This is a genomic window from Glaciecola nitratireducens FR1064, assembly GCF_000226565.1.
GTDB classification, from domain to species: Bacteria; Pseudomonadota; Gammaproteobacteria; order Enterobacterales; family Alteromonadaceae; genus Glaciecola; species Glaciecola nitratireducens.
The window spans coordinates 1,372,750-1,391,390 of sequence record NC_016041.1 but is presented as its reverse complement, the minus strand read 5'-3'; the positions used below and the strand labels follow the sequence as shown (position 1 = coordinate 1,391,390).

9 protein-coding genes and 1 pseudogene are annotated in these 18,641 nt (G+C 39.6%); 3 read left to right on the top strand and 7 right to left on the bottom strand.

The window, feature by feature from the left end:
• Positions 1-2 precede the first annotated feature (2 nt).
• Both GNIT_RS06080 and GNIT_RS06075 read right to left on the bottom strand, forming a co-directional pair.
• A complete protein-coding gene (locus tag GNIT_RS06080; RefSeq protein ID WP_014108281.1) occupies positions 3-809 on the bottom strand; it encodes a TSUP family transporter in 807 nt (268 codons plus the stop codon).
• A 166-nt stretch (positions 810-975) separates the two neighbouring features.
• Positions 976-1,161, bottom strand: coding sequence for a DUF3012 domain-containing protein (locus tag GNIT_RS06075; protein WP_014108280.1), 186 nt, complete (start codon positions 1,159-1,161; stop codon positions 976-978).
• A 187-nt stretch (positions 1,162-1,348) separates the two neighbouring features.
• Between GNIT_RS06075 and GNIT_RS06070 the strand changes: the two genes are divergently transcribed.
• The gene (locus GNIT_RS06070) at positions 1,349-1,816 is read left to right on the top strand and encodes a nuclear transport factor 2 family protein (RefSeq protein ID WP_014108279.1); all 468 of its coding nucleotides are present in this window, start codon (positions 1,349-1,351) and stop codon (positions 1,814-1,816) included.
• Between the two features lie 53 nt (positions 1,817-1,869).
• Here the strand turns inward: GNIT_RS06070 and GNIT_RS06065 are convergent, their stop codons facing one another.
• Positions 1,870-3,672: a class I SAM-dependent methyltransferase gene (locus GNIT_RS06065; RefSeq protein WP_014108278.1), complete on the bottom strand. Its 1,803-nt coding sequence runs from the start codon at positions 3,670-3,672 to the stop codon at positions 1,870-1,872.
• A 376-nt stretch (positions 3,673-4,048) separates the two neighbouring features.
• Between GNIT_RS06065 and GNIT_RS06060 the strand changes: the two genes are divergently transcribed.
• Both GNIT_RS06060 and GNIT_RS06055 read left to right on the top strand, forming a co-directional pair.
• The gene (locus tag GNIT_RS06060; protein ID WP_014108277.1) at positions 4,049-5,881 is read left to right on the top strand and encodes a tetratricopeptide repeat-containing diguanylate cyclase; all 1,833 of its coding nucleotides are present in this window, start codon (positions 4,049-4,051) and stop codon (positions 5,879-5,881) included.
• 529 nt (positions 5,882-6,410) lie between these two features.
• Positions 6,411-6,524, top strand: a pseudogene (locus tag GNIT_RS06055) (transposase); the annotation flags it as partial.
• A 15-nt stretch (positions 6,525-6,539) separates the two neighbouring features.
• Here the strand turns inward: GNIT_RS06055 and GNIT_RS18275 are convergent.
• The 4 genes from GNIT_RS18275 to mads6 form a co-directional block, all read right to left on the bottom strand.
• Entirely contained in the window at positions 6,540-7,352 is an 813-nt protein-coding gene (locus tag GNIT_RS18275; RefSeq protein WP_049786925.1) for an HNH endonuclease, read from the bottom strand.
• Positions 7,353-7,446: 94 nt separating this feature from the next.
• A complete protein-coding gene (mads8, locus tag GNIT_RS06045) occupies positions 7,447-12,861 on the bottom strand; it encodes a methylation-associated defense system ATP-binding protein MAD8 (protein ID WP_014108274.1) in 5,415 nt (1,804 codons plus the stop codon).
• Complete coding sequence (mads7, locus tag GNIT_RS06040; RefSeq protein ID WP_014108273.1) at positions 12,858-14,504, bottom strand: methylation-associated defense system protein MAD7; 1,647 nt, start codon at positions 14,502-14,504, stop codon at positions 12,858-12,860. The genes mads8 and mads7 overlap by 4 nt, the downstream gene beginning before the upstream one ends.
• Positions 14,501-18,640: a methylation-associated defense system protein kinase MAD6 gene (mads6, locus tag GNIT_RS06035; protein ID WP_014108272.1), complete on the bottom strand. Its 4,140-nt coding sequence runs from the start codon at positions 18,638-18,640 to the stop codon at positions 14,501-14,503. Before mads6 ends, mads7 begins: the two co-directional genes overlap by 4 nt.
• Position 18,641: the final 1 nt, after the last annotated feature.

Here is an 18,641-nt window from a genome sequence, read left to right as displayed (position 1 = left end):
CATCATAAAATCAAACTCGTATAAATACCAAATACACATACAACCAGCAGCGCAATGCCAACAAATTGGAAAAAGCGCGGCGTTTCAGCCTCCACAATACGCTCATGCAGACGCTGCCCAAAAACATGACCGATTAAAGCACAAGGCAATAACCAAAGTTGATGAACTAACTGCAAGTCGACACCCGCAATCACAAATGAGATCATCTTGATCATGACCAATATAAACCACAGCACAAATAAAGTGTCACGTAGCTGATGACGCGGTACTTTCGTCGCAAACACTGAGACGATAAGCGGAGCGCCGATCAGCGACGTGCCGCTCACGTAACCGCCCAACATTAAGAAGAGCGTGTCGAGTGTTTTGTTATTAGAATAAAAGGGTTTATTGAGAATATAAGAGACTGCAAAAATAGCCACAATAACGAAAATAACGATGGTCACGATGTCGCCAGGTAGGGTCAATAAGCCAAACACACCGATCAGCTTTGGGATAATCATAATCCCAAGGGCTTTTCTCAAATAAGCCCAAGCAATATTACCTTGTGTCTCATTCAAGGCTTCTCCTCTTTGTTTTGCTAGAGCGGCTTGTTTTTTGTTAGTTCTTGCACCTTGAACAGCTATCCAACTGGAGAACACGAGCAAATGAATAGAGATAATGGGTAAAAAGACTAGAGGGTCGTTGAGAACGAGTAATAAAAATGGCAACGCCAATACCGCACCGCCAAAGCCTAGCCCACTGCGAACAAAACCGCTCCACACAAAAATTACGCCAATTAAGGCGTATTGCCACCAAAGTAGATCTAACACTATTTTCCTTTTTTAAGGTTTGAGATTGATGTTTTAGCTAAGGGCCGTTTTTAGAGGTAACTGTGTTCTTAGCGATAAATGTGCTTGCTCAGTGTAAACTAAAAATGTGCTTATTAATCATCTCTTCGGCTCGATACTTTCACGGCGATTGTCCGCTTACAAACCGCTATTCTTCGTCTCTACTTTTAAAAATGCAATGTTTAGCGTAATCAGTCGCTTCATTGGCAGACCAATCACCTTTTGGCTTTTCTTCCAAGTCATCACACCATGCTTTGCTGCCGACTTCCGGAGCGCAGCCGCCAAGTAATACTAAGAATCCAATCAGGGCGAAATTTACTATTTGTTTCTTCACTCGGTACTCCTTTTTAAAGGGAGAAATGATAGCGGATTTGATGCAGGAGTAAAGGTTGGACATAGCAATTTAGAAAATCAGATTAAAACTAACTTCTAATTTACTTATTTGCTTCTTTAGGTTTTATGCAGTCTATGTATTATTAGCTTTCAATTTCACTTTTTTGTTAATCACTATGGAGATAAGCATGCAAAAACGTCCACCTGTTCCACCATTTGATCACGCTAGCGCAACGCAAAAGGTGCGTTTAGCTGAAGATGGTTGGAATAATCGTAACCCTGAAGCTGTTTCAAAAGCATACAGTTTGGATACCCAATGGCGAAACCGTGTTGTTTTCATTAATGGACGCGAGCAGGCAGAAAGCTTTTTGTCTGAAAAGTGGAATAAGGAGCTCGATTATAGATTGATTAAAGAGTTATGGGCTTACTCTGACAACCGAATCGCTGTCCGCTATGCCTACGAGTGGCACGATGATAGCGGAAATTGGTTTCGTTCCTACGGCAATGAAAACTGGCAATTCGACGAAAATGGCTTGATGACCAATCGTTATGCTTCAATTAACGATTTGCCGATAGAAGCAAAAGACAGAAAGTTTCATTGGCCCTTAGGCAGAAGACCTGACGAACACCCCAGTTTGTCAGAATTGGGGCTGTAGCTTTTTCTCGAATTTGAGATAATGACAAAGTCACTGTGAAAATGCAGCTTGCTTCACCACTCCCTCAACTGCTGCATTTCCCTCAATCTTCCGCGCTGCAACAACAGCGCTTCGAACAAATCATCTACAGATAAATTATGACGCGGTAAACCAGGTAAAGCGATGTTTGCTTCAGCAAAAAAGCGTTGTTTTAAAGCCACATTATCTTTTATTGAAACATCGTCTAACCACGCCATTTTCCACCAATCAAGCATCCGTTCTTTTGCCTCTATCAGTTTTCGCTCCGTGGGCAAGCGGTCACGTTTTTCATTATTGACCTTTTGATCGCTGGGCACTAAATTCCATAAATCGTTATTTGGCCATCGTGAAAAAGGCATACTGTGGTCAATGTCATATTTGTGCTTAAGCGCTTTTGCTGACCAAACACACTGCATTGCTTGTTTCGATTTGAGTGCATCAAATCGATTGCGCACCTCTGTTGTGGTGCGTATTGGCTCGAGCCAGTTTAACGCCTGATTCAGGTATGCGCGTTTGTCAAATGCAGCATATTGTCGATTCCCTGAGTATGTCGCCATTGTCCTTACCCATTCACTCACAATCACTGGCTCAATCCAGCAAGCATAACGGCTTAATGCCAGCCATGTGGACTCGGGTAATGAAAACTCCCCCCATTGGGTGAGCGTGTCTAAGTCCAGAAAAAGACGTCGAACAGGTTTGACCCTTTTGCTTGCCACTTCAAATACACGTGCATCGCTATATGGAAGCGTGATGTATCGACTTGGCATATCTCTGATATTTTGTGCGCACGTAGACAACGTTTTGCAAAGAGCGACAGCTTCTTCACCCATAAACAAATTACCAACACGAAAATCAGAAGACGTTCTTTCGCCTAATTCACACCAACCTCCCTTTTTCATAAAACCCATTTTGGCGCTTTTATTCGGGGTTTGAAATAGACCGTGATGATCAATTAAGTCTTTATATTGATGGATCCAATACAAAGAAACCAAACCCAAGGGTAATATTACTCTATCACCTCCTGAGAAATGCTCTCGACGCAAAACAGCGCCTGGATGACCATCTGCAATTCTTAGTAGCACTCTTAGCAATGCAAGCTTGTGAGTTGCCGATTTACCGTCATTAATCGCGACATGGCGAATAAAAGGAAAGGCACCAGTGCCATCATCAGGCATTCGTAACACGACCGTTTGCCAGTAAATACCTGCACGATTCAGTTTATCGATGCTTGTTGAGGATTCTAATTGAGCGATTAAACCAAGGTTTTGCGCCAAGCGCTCAATTTCTTCAACGCTAACATCATACATACTTCGCTCTTGCTGCTCCTCTTTGGTCATACCAAATTTAAGCGAGATCACTATTTTTCCGCCCGGTTTGAGTAAGTTGGCTAATTTACGCATTGAACGGGCGCGATTGCTTGGGGCGATATGCATCCACACCGCACTTAACAAAATCAGGTCAAAACTAATTTCTAATTTTGTGGTTTTGTCTAGTGAAGGAAGTGCGTCCTGCAACCAGTGAACGTTTTGATTTTGCGTGGTTGCCTGCCCTACTTTCATCATTTCGATGGCAGGCTCGACCGCATAGATATTTTGGCTGCTGGTATCACTCGAATATTGCGCGGCAAGTTTGGCAATGTAACTAACATCTCTGCCAGCACCCGCACCGACATCCAGAATTGCTACATTTTGCTTCTTTAGGGCCGATTGTAAATGGTGAGTCCAATGACTATGAACATCTTCAAATGAAAGAGAAAGGTACTGGCGCGTTATTTCTTTAACGCTGTTGTTGTAAAAGTCGGTTGATGAATGCCTTACCGTTGCACTGCGCTTGGTCATTGGTGATTCCCTTTGTTAAATATGCAGCATCAGATAAGCTAGGTTTATTGTCGGAGTTTTTCTGCACAGCACGATTTCAATGTCACCCTAAAAAGGCCTTAAAATGTAACTATATTTTACACATAGAGCAATCTCGGTTTACTATCGTTAGTAGGAATATTCCTAAACACCAATGCTTATTGCTTTATATACATTGTAAGAAATACATAAGTACACTCAAGATGGGCGGTATTTTTTCGTTAAAATTTCCAATATAAATTGAGGCCTAGCTGATATGAAACGGATTTCTTTTATTACAATAATTGTTGTTATTTTTTTTATTTCTTTGTCTACAGCAGCAAATGATAGACCTGCAGTTTATCTGACGTGTCAGTCAATGATTGCAACAATGGATGAATCTGACTTATCTAGCGAAGAACAGTTGTCAGAATATAAGGCTCTTCTCGATACTCATATCATGAGGCCAGATTTGGATACAGATGGAATACTCTGTATTTATCAACAAATGTTCCTGTTGTATGCATCATCGAGGCGCGATCATGAAGTTAAAAAATTGTATGAAGCTTCGAGCTTCTTGCAAACTTTTGTTGTGACAAATGACAACGTAAATAACTATGCACCCGCTATCCTTCGCGTTGTAAATACATACCTGATGTTAAAGGACTTCAATAACGCTAGTCACTTAATAAATAAAATTCAGCCATATTTTTCTTTGAATGATATAAGTGATTTGAACAAATACTCGTTCCAGATGTTTTCAGGGCAACTTTACATTATGACCGGCAAATACAAAGACGGTATGACCAGTTTTCGACTTGCCTTAAAGTTGATAAAAAATAGTAGTGAATTATCGGATGAAGATAGAAAAAATAAAGTAGCTCGGGTAAATCAATATATCGGAAATACCTACTGGGAATTAGGAGACTATAAAAACGCCATTAAGCAATATCAAATCAACGAGAGCATTGGCAATCTCAACAATATCGCATTTTCCCAATTAAAATTATCAGAATGGGAAAGAGCTCTCGATACCGCAACAGCGGCAAGTAAAGAAGCCCAAAGGTTGGGTAATAATTTGTACTGGGCTTACGCCAACAATATTACTGCAAGAGCTAAACACCAACTTGGAAAAACTGTTGAAGCTGTTCAAATTATTAAAAAATCTATATCTATTCTGAAAAAATGGAATCATGCAGTCGAGACGATAGAGGCATTGGTTGCGCTAGCAGAGTTTCATATTCACTTAGACCAATGGGAAGCAGCAGAGATATCAATGAGGGAGGCTAATCAATATTTAATCGATACGGGGACAACGATTGAACTCGATGAGAACTTTTATAAAACCAGCTTTCTGATTGAAGAAAAAAAGAATAACTACAAAGAAGCGCTTGAATTTTACAAACAGATGTTGGAAATAAAAGAGGACAAATTTGAACTTCTGCAAAAACAAATATCACAACGATTAATGTTAGATTATGAACTTGAGATAGCCCAAGAAACCATGCTGCGGTTGGAGCAAGAAAACAAGCTGGCTTCAATTATGCTGCAAAATAACGAAAGCAAAAATCAATTATTGATAAGCGTCATTGTTGGAACGAGCGCCGTTTTGCTACTACTTTTTTATGTGTATCTAAGGGAGCATAAATCTAAATTAGAGATGAGTCATTTAGCGATGACAGATCACTTGACCGGTTGCCCAAATCGCAGACATTCATTGAAGCAAGCCAAAGGTATGTTGAGTAGCCCGAATGACATCGAAAACTCACTGATAATAGCCATTTTAGATGTAGATAACTTTAAAGTTGTTAACGACACATATGGTCATGATGTGGGCGATCAGGTGCTCCAAAATTTATCATCAATTATCAAAGCAGTACTCCGAGAAGACGACGTCATTGGTCGCTATGGTGGCGAAGAATTTATATTGTTACTACCCAATGCAGACGAACAAGAAATAACAAGAATATTTTCGCGTATACAAATAGCGCTGCAGAATCATGTTTGTGAATACAACGGTGAACATATGGCTATGCCGCTAAGCGTGAGTATGGGAGCCGTAATTGCAACTGACACGCCAAATAGTGCGGAAGAGCAAGAAAACAGTCAACTGCTCGATAAAATTATAAAACAAGCAGATGAAAAAGCCTATGAAGCTAAAGAAGGTGGGAAAAACCAACTTGTATGCGTAACTATGTCACTGCGTAGCTAAAAACCATCATGCTGTCACTAAATTTGCCATAACTTTTTATCATAAATCACTAAATTAGACGTTAATGATTGGCAAATAACCTATTTACTAAACTGATTTACGTTACATAGTCTGTAACATGCTAATTCCACATACGACAAGGCCCGCTAAAATAGCGGGCCCTGAAATTATTTGGCGGAGAGAGAGGGATTCTCTGACCGATATCTATATGCCACAGAACTCTTGCCTTCGAGTTCGTATAATTATAATGTGACAGAGTTTTGTGGCAGAGTAAAGTGTTAAATTTTGATGGTATTTTCACTATCACAAAATTTATAAGAATCCACATAAATGCGCGTTAAATTACATTTTGGATTGTAAATCCACACATTTTTTGATCAATTAGGCATCGAAGAAGTTCAGTTTAAGACTAAAATTGCCCCGCAAGGGAATGATACGAACAGTCAGACGCTATCAGTAGGTTTTATTGGCCAACAACGCGCTAAATACACTTTTAACAATTACAATGTAACTCCAAATAGAGGTATTTATGAGCAAAGGCAAACGGTATGCCGTAGAGTTTAAGATTGAAGCAGTAAAGCAAGTTATCGAGCGAGGATATTCTGTTCAAGACGTTGCTGAACGTTTAGGAGTAACAACAAAATACTTTATTTATAAGTCACTCACGAATTAATCTATCTACCTTTAAATACAACTTTTCAACAAGTAAATTACTATCGATGCCAAAGTGTAATTCCCGATGGCAATTTGGACATATCGCAATTGCATTGGAAATAGTGTCACTACCGCCTTTTGCCAGATGTCTGACATGGTGAACCTCAAGGTAGGACTCACCATTGAATTTAATAAATGGAGACTTTTCACCGCAACATTCACAACTTCCATTTGCTACGCCCAATACATAAGCGACTACCGCTGCATCTCTGATAAATGCCTCTTGGCTAGTAGTGCATTTATTAGGTACCCTTTGACCATCAGGAATTCTGTCTCCAATTTTTTCTTTAAGATTTTCGGCTTTTTCAATTAGCTCTTCGGCAGAGTTACATAATACAGGTTTAAAAGTGAAATCCTCAACTTGACAATATCTATCACTAGATTTGTCTAAAGCCATACCAAGTTCGCTGTCCTTTAAATATTGAATCCGGTTCAATTTCACTTTGACCCATCCTTTAGTGGGCCCTAAAAGCGGTGCATTTTGTTCCCTTCCATGACGCCACTTAGCTTTATATTGCCTTTCGTCTTTTGCGCCTTTGTTAACCGAGAAAACCTCGTTCTCATTCTCGATATATGCTCTTTGTATATCACTAAGTGCGTCTAAGTATTTCGACTCTGATATCCTTGCTTTATACCCGTGAAGATAAGTCCCATCTAGTCCATTGAAAGGTAGGAAAGCTCTTACCCCATTCCCTTTGGTCTCTTTTGCCACAGGAATCCATACATATGAATCACCAACTTGATATTTCTCTATCACTAACGTCACCCAAGAAAATAAATTCAGCAAAACTATTGCTACGTATACATTTGCCGTAGCATAGTTTTAATTTGATCAGCACAAAAACCTCACTTTAAACCGCTGTCAATGTGTCCCCACCGTGCTTAGTTACTCTTGGTCTACATTGAATTTTCATAGCATCACTAACGAAGGCGTTGTCACTTGCTTTACTTGACCAAATATAAGCTTCACCTGGGTTCAAAGAGCCAAGTTTTTCAGATGAAAGTGATTTCAATCCGATACAAGCCTTTTGAATATGCTTCAACCAATCGGGCGCATTAAATTTGTGCAAAATGATCTGTGAAGATAGTTGAATTAATTCTACTGGAACAGAGGGCGGATCTTGGCTAGCTATCATTACGCTAGTCCCTTTGTGTCTCATTTCTCGAACCGTCTCAACCAGCCCTTTTACCAAATCAGGACTGTCTATGTACTTATGACATTCGTCAAAAACAATTAACTTGTTGAATGTTTGATTTTCATATTTTGCTTCCGAGAATATTTGTAGAAGAACAACAAATAATCCTAGCGCTTCGTCCTTTTCGATGAACTCATCTCTAACATCGACAATAATCATTCTGCCGGGTTTAATCAAAGAAGCTACGCTTAACGTATCGTCAATATATTGCTCAGCAAAATCCAACCTCATATCAGCCAAATCTTTTAGTGTGTCAGATAAGCTAGAGTTCTGAATACCATTCCTGATGGTCTCAATCGTCAAATTCTTACGGTTTTTACGCATAATATTGCCTAACTGGCGAATATAAGCAGCCTGATTGCCGATAGCTCCCATTAAGAATTTCCAATGTCCAGCTTGAAGTTCTGAAGAACAAAACTTTAATGGATAAACTTCTATACCAGGATATTCAGAGCGTCGTTCTTCCAATTTATCTTCAGGCGTTAATAAAACAACGTCGTCTAAAGATGTTGGCTCAGCCCCGTAAACTTTCTTTAATTTCGCAATTTGGGACGCATCATCATTAGGTGCGATCATTGATGTGAACTCAGGCTTATAGTCTTGAGTTTGGCTGTAGTGAAAGATCACGCTCGCAAGTTCTTTATGTAAAGTATTTATAGAAGGAATTGATTTAGTCGCCATTTCAACAACTGATCCTAGGGTGTAACTCTTCCCGCCCCCCTGTACACCAAACAAACTTATCGTGTGCGTATGATTTAAATCTAACGCTATTTTACGGCCATGTACTTCACCTAATAAACCATATTGAGCTGAGCTTTCATTAACACCTAAGACAATATCATAAGGAACATCCTTAATATCACCAGTCATACTTGGATTTCCTGGCTCTGGCTCTGGCTCTGCAACATCATCTTCAATTAATTTAGAGGTAATACTAGGCTCTTTTATTGTTTCGACACCATCTTTTTCAGATGTTAGAACTTCATTATCAATGGGCTTGGCTTTAATAGTATTAGTATTATTTTCATCAACACTTTGCACTACTGGCAACTCAATGGATGCTTGAGAAGCGAGTTCATCCCAAGAAATCGTTCTGTCCCTTTCTTTGTGTAAAAACTCCGCAGTACTTAGTTTAGGCAGTGACAAGTCCAAAGAGTCTAATGTAGCTTCACTCAAATCGTCATCATTTTCAGGAACAGTAGCAGACAGTAATTCATCGATATGATTTCTACCTACTCGGTGAAACTCAATACCCACCTCATTTTCAACACCAGTACTATCCTGCCCAAAATCGAAGATAATAGCACTGCGTGTAATAGCTAACTTGTACCCTTGTTCAAGGGTACGAAGTAGATACTTAGCTTCATCAACAATATCGGATCCTAATAAGCCAAATCGCTCAGAGCGTTTTAAATAGTGCTCAAGTAGTACACATAATTTTTGTGTCTTAACCAAACGATCAGGTCTATCCGGCGAGGTTCTAGTTAAATCAAAGTGCCGCTGTAAAACGCGTTCTGATTCAGATATCTGGGTGGCTATACTCTTTTTGAGGCTTTCGTATTTCGTTAAATCCCCGACTTCGGAATAACATTTCACTTCAATCAAATTACATCTAATTGTTCTAGAAGACGCATCTAAATCAAACAGTGCTAAATCGGTTCGTTTAAAGCTAATTTCCGCACCTAATTCGCCATCTGCTTTCTGTAATTCGGAATAGAGTTCAAGATGCGCGTCTAAAGGCACCACAACTTGATCGTGAAACACACCCTGGTATTCCAAATACAACTTAGACAAAGCCAATCCCAGGGCTTCAGTCTTAGAAGCACTATTCGATGCTAATTTAAGTGCTAATCTTCCAGATAGAGCTCTTAGTGAATCTAGAACCTTCGTCGCCTTCTTCACATCTGGCACAATCTGATGTTGCTCCAAAGTACCTTTCAAAAGAGCTTCTATTTCTGTAGTTGAGCGAGAGGTGATAACAAAATTGTGTGAATTCGAAGAAGCCATTTCCGGACTATGATCAATCAAGTAGTCCGGTCGACCATCCTTACCACCGTGATCAAAAAACTCGATCCCTAAATTACGATCTACCGTAAAGACCCAATCACTTACCTCATGAAGTTGGTTCAACAAAGCTCTTTCGGCTGCATCGAGAGATAACCGCACAACTGGTACCTGATCTAGTGAGAAATTCCCTGTAGCAAGAGAGGCCGTTATTGTTGACATCATCTTAGGCAATTTAGCTACCGTCGAAGAAATTTGACCACCGAACAACATTTTTGCAGAACCATGGCGTGTATGTCTGTCCCAAGCAATGACGCCATTTTCATCCAAGTAGTCAACAGCATAATCTTGATACAACCCATGCACTGGAGCTACCTGCTCATCAGCCTGCGGCCTAATCACTGATAATTCTTCAGCAGGAAACACATCAAACAACATACTCAAATTAGCACTAAAATCTTCAGGCGATTCTTCAAATTCAGCTATAGACCGCAAAGATATACTAAGTCTAGGCACCAAATGGTTGTCTGAGGAATGAAATAATTCATTATCTTGGCTGGATTCATCATTACTATTTATCAATTTAAATAAATCGGCGCCTACTTCCACAGCGTATGGGTCAGAAACAAACAAACGTATATCGAAACAAATATGCTTTAATTCTTGTTTTTTCCTAAGTGCTATTAACATTCCTGCTACGGCACTAGCTGAACCAGCGTTAAAAACGTTAATAGACAGGCAAGTTACATAGGGATGTTGCACTAAATAACGCTCAACCTTAGTAGCCAAGTAAGTGCTGCTCTGCTTCCCAACTTGCTGATAGTCATTTTTTATTCCCATCGCAGTTTTTATCTTATCAATGAGAGATTGCGGCTCCTTTTCTTGTGACGATGCCAGTACGCTCCAAAAGGGATGGATACTATCAAGAGCTACCATTAGCTGACCTTGATAATCAGGTAGTACATACGGGAAGTTTGTTAAAGATAACTCCTCCAAAAGGCTGTTCTTACTACCTACTGCAATCTCTTTAGTAACCTTTTCACTTTGTCTTGCCCATGATTCAGCAAGAGATGACCAGCCACCTAGCCATAGGCACCTCAATGGATGAGTAGGACCTAAAAGCATTGCTTGCTTATAAGTACCATCATAATTCCATATCACTATTGAAATAGAATCTAAGCGAAGTAACGCGGATAGTTCTGCCGCATAATCATGACCATTTTCGGTTTTCTGAAATACAGCGGCTAAGTATTCTAAGTATGCGTTGGAATATAAATAAGCTTCATTGGTTGTTGCAACATGATCATGTGCGACAGAAACTAAAGTTTTATCTCCTTGGGAAATTAACCCGAAGTAACGTTCTCGTGCCTCTTTAAAGACTTTAAATTGACTTTCAACACCATCAATTGGCCAATCGATTAAATCACCGCCTGGCTGCTGTGCTTGTTCATTCCTAATCTCAATGCGCCATGTCACCGCTGCCATGGGGTTAGCTAGCAGCTTTTGTTCGAAATCCTTCAGGTAGGTATTTACAGGTACTTGAACACTGCCCCCTTTTTTAAACTTAATATTGACAATCGATTCTGACTTGCTCTTAGTATCTTGCCAATGAACGTCTATTACTTCTGCATTTGTAAATTTTGCAGTATCAATTACAGTCGTAAACTCAGCCTTAATCTTTGCATGAGCTAGTGACGCCTCTCGCACTTTTCTACCTGGAATAGGCTCAACTTCGGCATCCACTGCTGGTAATACATAGAACAACTCGCTTTCGTTAATGCGAGAGCCAGCCTGCTCCTCACTGGACGTTCCCCAGGGTATTGGATTGTTATTCTCATCGACTAGAGGCAACAATTCTTCGTTTTCATCAAACGCCTGAACCCTAATGTAGTGCCAACCTTCTTCCCATTCAATTCCAGTGAGTTTATTAAAAGTAATTGTAACAGTGGGCTTTGTTGTCGATTTCCCAGCTTTAATCAAACCAACAAAGTCACCTTGTTTAGAAAAAACTTGTGCTTTATATTTCGCTAATCCATTTATTTCACTTGGTTTAGGCTCAACAGAAAAAGACACGGAGAATTTTTTCAATCCCCCCTGTCCCACAGTCAATACTTGTTGACCTATTAGTTGTTGAAGATTTGGATCCGCTTCATTTTCAGGTATGGTAGGCAACTCGATATCAGTAACGGTAAGACAAACGGCATCGGTCGCTTCTTCTTCATATTGGAAACGCCATTTATCAAATGTTAGTGGCCAATTATTGCTATCAACTACAAGTTGCTTTCGCCAATTATTGTCTAGTAGGTTTTCCTGCTCATTAAGGAATAAAGCTAACTTTTTGTTAAAATCGTTACCTTCAAGCTGCAAATCATAAACAGTAGCAATGGCAGATTTATCTGATTTTTTGATTATGTGGATTGATTCATGATTTCTAACCAAACGCCTTAGTAGTGCTGCGTGATCATTGTGCAACTCTAAATCAGGTATCAATCCTAATTCGTAAAGTGCAGCACCAATAATACTAGGTTCAAAACCATTCAATTGAATTGTTAATAGGTATCTTAACCATTGATAAGCACCCAGATTTAGAGACGCTTTTTCTTTTAAGATAAAAAGTGTTTCATCAATTAACTGAGCAATATTATCTGGGCATTGAGTTTTAATTTTTTGAAATGCTAAAGAATAAACATCAGTAATATTTACATGCTCAAATGTTGCAACACCAAATGAATCTTCAGAAGATGTTCGTAAGTCATTGGGCACAAATACCAATAAAGGCGGACGCAAATTTCCGTGCTCGTCTGGATTTCTAAGTTCAACCAACTTGGTGCTAGAAACCGAACATTGCTCGTGTGTACCATCGGTTAATACAGCTACCTGACAGTGGTCAACCTCCTTAGCTAACTGTTCACACAGCTTGTACATTAAATTGGTTTCTAGATCCGAAACTTTCATACAATGCCCAACACCACGAGTCTCTAACAAAACTTTTAGTTTTGGCAAAAGTACATTAATTAAACTCTTATCGATATCAGCACTTGTTACAGTTTGAATACCCTTAATCATGCTTTACTTCCTTGTGCTTTTTCGTTTTGATTTTTATCTATTTGATATCTAGGAGTTACAGTTTGAGTTACATATGCATCTGAAAGATCTCGATAAAATCCAATCTCCCTTAATCTACGTTTAAATCCAACCAAATTTTCTCTTAAAGCACTATTCACATCGATCGATTGATCACAAAAGGTGTCAGTTTCTGGTAGTGAATCAATATAAATACCGTATCGCGTTTGCAAAAAGGTCAACAACTGATCTACTCTAAGTTCTTTAGTGTGAAACCCTAAATCACCGCCCTTTGATAATACAGCGAGTTGTAACATTACCTCTAATAACCTGCCGTCCAAGCAAAACCGCCTACCGCCATACGAACCATTGGTTTGCTCTAATAAAGCACCTGGCTTATTTTTCAACATAAAACTGTCTAAGTTCTTCACTAGTCCCGAACGAATAGCATTTCCTTGAACGAATAATAAAATTTCGATGTATGTTTCAAATTCTGGTAATCCAAGTTGAGTGATAGCGTGCAGTTCTGGAGGGATCTCATCAGACTTATTGGCCGACGAAACTGAAACATCTAAGATGCCAGCATTACGTTGACCAAAAAATTGGTCTCTATCCCGCTCAAGTGGAGATTCAAGTAATTTAAACAATTCCGTAACAGGCATTTGTTTAATTGACTTTGAACCAGATAGTTTGCCTTTCTTAGATAAGTATTCGGCAAATTCGTCAAGCTTCTTCACACCAAAATAGGCCTTAATAAATGACGGGATGCGCTTGTAGTGCAAAGTGGCACTTTGCTCTGCCATTTGATGACATTTGTTATTAGTACCATTTGTCATGTCGACAAATATCGCTGTTTTTTGCCTTTCACTTTCTTCTAGGTTTTGCCCTTTACTTTTTGCTAAAGCGGGCAACAATTTAAATAGTTTTAGCTGGTATAACGCTAAGTGAAACGCTAGTAGATTTTTAATGTATTCAACCATTACTGAGCGAGGAATATACTGACGGTAAGTCATCAACTTAATGATATCATCAGCTAAAATATCTGCTGCTTGCTGATTAAGAGGAGCAAACCTCTCTTGTAAATCTGAATGGTCGGGAGCATCAGATTTCACCTGATCAGACAACCGCAATAACGCTTGAGTTTCAACATCAACCTGAGATTGACAATCATACTGACCAGTGGATGAATCTACGCCAGCAAAGAAAAACTGTTTCAATCGAGTGATAGCCGCTTGGCCATTTTTAGCGTGGTACAGCAATTCATACACTTGCTTTGAAGCACCATAGTCACGACAGTTCTTAGGATTCCTAAATAAATAAGTATTGCCATGCAACGGCCTAGGCGCAGCAACCGCTTCGTTTGCTTTACCTCTATTAATAAGATCAACTAAATGCGTTTCTATCCACTTTTCAACTGTGATTGGTGCCTGAGAAAAACCCTTAAAATGTTTCTCGTTTCGAGAGTCTAAAAATTCTTCTTTAAACAAACCAACAGTCATGCCTTTAGCACTCAATTTGCTAGATGCGCCGTTATGCTTTAGCCGTGCAAACAAGTGCGTTAAAACCCGATCCATTTCTACGATTTTGAAATCGAGGTAGCTCACTTTATTCGTACGAAAAGCTTTATCTTTTTTTCCTAATTTCATAACGATGCCTCCGTGGCTATGTGCTCTAACTGCAAAACACCGTCGTCATTACGAATAATCTTTTCGTAATGGTGGCCGTTCGTTGTCAATAGGACCTCTTGATATGGTGCGGAAGCGAGAACATTTTTGAATACCGTTAAGCTTAAATAGAAACTTTGCTCGGCTTGAGCTGAGGGTACATAACCATGATTTAGGCGCTGCAACATTTCAAATAAATCAAGATCTAACTCCAATTCAGCGTGCAATCCAGTTTCATCTTGGTATTTAAGTAATAATGAATGCGGGCTATGTTCGATATAAACCGAGTTCATTGCTGAATCTTTAACTTCAATAGAAAAAACATCTGAAGGGAACAAACGATAACTTTTAATCGTCCCTTGGTTAACTTTGCGCACCTGCATAGCAAGTTGACCATTAAAATACATTGGGTTGTGGAGCCCCTCACCACGGTTGATCGCGTTTATCGCTAGGGTCTTAGCTTCTTCTAATGACTTTTCACCCTCTAAGAAACTAACCAATAACTTAGCAGACCTATATGGCAGTAAAGAGCGCCAGTTTTCTCCACGTAGCTCAAAATAAGCTTTTCGTTTCAGCATGCCCACAACATTTCGGTGAGATAAGTATCTTTCTTTGCTTTCACTTAAAGCAGTGCCACTAGGCAAAGCTTGATGGGCATTTTCAAGTAAGTGAATTTCATGTTCACTTCTTTGTTCAAATTGAAGCCAATCTACAGCGTCAAGCCCTAAATAATCTAAGCCTCGGTCTAAACGAACATTACAGCCTTGTGCTATGTCGGTCTCGCGTAATAATTTAAGCAATCTATCTTGAGTCCCTTCGGCACCACACCAAGCATTGAAGTAATAACCATTTAGGATTTTGTCTGAGTCACCATTGGCATAGATTTCTTTTATTTCAGCACATGAGTATTCACCTACTAGCATATAACTTAATGCTGAACGTAAATCTCGCATCGTAATATGCAATTGGTTTCGAAGGCTAGTTAACTTGTATAAATAGCTCAAACGTTTAATGACCTTTGGACCTGTCTGCTCATCTTGGAAAGTTGCTACATTGTGTTTTACATAGCATTTGTCTTTTAATGCACAGTAATCACAACCTTGCCATACTTTGGCAGCAGTCATTTTGCCTATAATTCGTTCAAAAATTGACTTGGGTTGAGCGTCAGTCGCAGCCAATACGTCGCGCATATTAAGGTTTACAACAGCAACTTCATTTTGTACTGAGCCATCTTTTAAACTTTCTTCAACCAAACTCTTAAGCGCAAGGAAGTCATCCGCATTTTTGCTTAAAAAGTCAACCAAACGACCTTCGTTTATAGCAATAAGTCTTGTTTGATTGTGCGGCCAGGATTCAAAATTATTTCCCTGATAAGCATTAAAAAATTCATCAAGTACTAACTCATTATCTCTATCCCCCTCGTCTTGGCTGCCATCGTAATTGGTGACATATTGATGCCCATTAATTTCAAAAGCACTACCATTACCTTGAGGATTCAGAGCAACTGTTACACCTTGCTCCTCAACAAGCGACTCGAGTTGCTGAAGAAAGGCCGTTTTACCATCGCCAGCGTTACCAGTAATTAATACTAAACGCAGTTGACCTGCTAATACAGCCGGCGCAAGTTCAGTATCTAATGAAGTATCGACATAAATTAATTTGGCGTAATCATCTAGCCCACGGGTACCGCTGTTTGAATGCCTGCTTTGGCTATATAGCGTAAGTAAGTAATCATGAAAAGCGGACTTGCTAGGATTTGAACCATCAGAAAGCGGTGGCAAATGAAACTGAGAGGTACTTTCCTCTGATGGTGCTTGCGCCTTCTTAAGTTGTTGTATCTTATTTAAGGCTTCAAGAAACTGCTCTGCTGTTTCAAATCGATCTGTACGTTTTGGAGCTATAAGCTTCAATAGAATCGATGATACATCGTCAGTCAAATTAAAACTTTGAGTAAATTCGCTGGGGTGACGCGCCTCCTCAAAAGGCGGTGGGCATTCAGTTTTTGCCCATGGATATTCACCTGTCATGGCTCGATATAGAGTAATACCTAACGCATAAAGATCTCTATCTACTAAATCAGAAGCCTGTGGTGTTTCTGTAATATTTAAATCAGGTGGCAGATACTTTCTTGACCCTCCTCCTTGGCTGAGGTCTTCAGCATCAACAGAGACATTAAAATCTATGATGCGTACTTTTCCATCTTTCCAAATCAAGTTTTGAGGTTTGATATCACAATGATAAATACTGTGGTCATGCAAATGTTGAAGCCCCTCAGCCACTTGCTTTGCCATTGTCCAGACTTCATGAGCAGTAAGAGACCGCTGTTGGATTAACTCACTAACGTCTAGCCCTTCTAAGTATTCAAAAACAATATACGGAGGACCGTCATTGGGTAACACATCCGCATCGTATACTTTAACTACGTAAGGGTGTTCTGGTAACTTAAGTAATGTTCTGTACTCTTGTTTTAAGCGTTCTAACACTGACTCGCGATCATGCAGAATCAGCTTGATAGCGCGAGAAACATCACCAAAGGTATCCGTTACTTTATATACAACCCCAAAGCCACCAGGCTTACCAAGGGGTTGCTGAACAATATATTTGTTTGAAAGCTGATAGCCACTTTTAAGTCGTTTATAATTTACAGCAGTAGCGGATTTGCTTGTTGCTTCGGATCTAATTAGTGTCGGTAATATTGCCGGCTTATTATCGGCCTCAATTTTAGTTTTAGGTTGCCACAGTTCTTTAAAGTTAGTTAATGCCTGTTCCGCGGTTAAACGATTTGATGCATCTTTATGACAAAGAGCTTGTAACCAATCATCAAATCCCGTGGGTAAGTCCTTTTTCTGTTGACTTAACTTGGTATTAAATTCGCAAGATTTTTCTATTGCTTCAGTCACTGTATCAAAGGCAACATTCCCGCTAAATAACTCATAAATGACTAAACCAAGGCTATAAATATCTGACGCACAACTTGCTGATCTATTGTCTGCCCATAACTCAGGAGCTTTATATCGATTCGAAATGCGTTCTTGGACTTCATCAGCAATGGTAGTGGAATTTTCAGCACCAATGCGGGCATAGTCAAAGTCAATTAAGCGTGGCTGCCCATCTAAACCAATTAAAATATGATCAGGGGTGATATTTCGATGAACCACACCATGATGACACATGTGACTTAGTGCCAAAAGCATGTCTTTAACAATGCGCTTTTTCTGATCAAGAGTCAGCATAGCGCTAGTATCTTTTAACTTAGCACTAAGGTTATCACCAGGAATATCGTCGGTCAGTAATATGTATTTGTCTTGCGCCTCAGTAACAAAAAAGTCCTTTACGCCAACAATGGCCGAGTGAGGAGGCATTTTAGCGATGGCTCTATAAGCATTTTCGAGTAAACGTTTTTGCTTTAATCGTTCATCTTCAGGCAAGTAAGGATCAGCATTATACGCTTTTGCTAAAACCGTACCGCCTTTGAGACCAGCGGTAATATTAAAAGTCCGGTATTCGGTAAAACATTCATTTACCGTCAAGGTTTCAGCTACTTCCCAGTTACCAAATCGCTCACCATGACTACGCTTTTTTGCCGCCTTCCCGAGAGCTGTCAGAATTATTTGAATATACTTAGTAACATTGCGATCAAAGCGATCAGGTATACGTTGGCTGTCGGTGAAAAACCGGGTACTGTTTTTAAGGAGAACAACATGACCTCGCTCCCTATTTTCCGGGTCAATAAACTTACACTCGTCGATAGTAAGAAGAACCGCAGTATCAATATAGATATTTTTTAGCGCTTTATTAGCACGGTTTTGTTTGCATATAAGGCCTGATAATGACTTCGCGTTGCCACGCAGCTTAGGCAATGGTGAACGATAACTAGAGTGAGATGTACGCCAATTAGTTCCTTCCACTTCGACTTGGCCATGGATGCCTTTTACATCCACTAAATAGATGGCATGAGGGGTAACAACACAGATATCCACTTCAAAAAGTTGATCAAATTGTTCTACTTCAAAACTATGAATAACAAAATAATCGTCTGGTAGTTTGTCCTTTAACCATGCGATGGCTTTACGTTCTTCGTCGTTGACCGCATCACCAATTGCAAATACCTGTGCCATG

Bases quoted from the DNA above. Each gene is read 5' to 3' on its own strand.
- mads7 (WP_014108273.1), bottom strand. From the start codon at position 14,504: ATGAAATTAGGAAAAAAAGATAAAGCTTTTCGTACGAATAAAGTGAGC.
- mads6 (WP_014108272.1), bottom strand. From the start codon at position 18,640: ATGGCACAGGTATTTGCAATTGGTGATGCGGTCAACGACGAAGAACGT.
- GNIT_RS06070 (WP_014108279.1), top strand. From the start codon at position 1,349: ATGCAAAAACGTCCACCTGTTCCACCATTTGATCACGCTAGCGCAACG.
- mads8 (WP_014108274.1), bottom strand. From the start codon at position 12,861: ATGATTAAGGGTATTCAAACTGTAACAAGTGCTGATATCGATAAGAGT.
- GNIT_RS06065 (WP_014108278.1), bottom strand. From the start codon at position 3,672: ATGACCAAGCGCAGTGCAACGGTAAGGCATTCATCAACCGACTTTTAC.
- GNIT_RS06060 (WP_014108277.1), top strand. From the start codon at position 4,049: ATGATTGCAACAATGGATGAATCTGACTTATCTAGCGAAGAACAGTTG.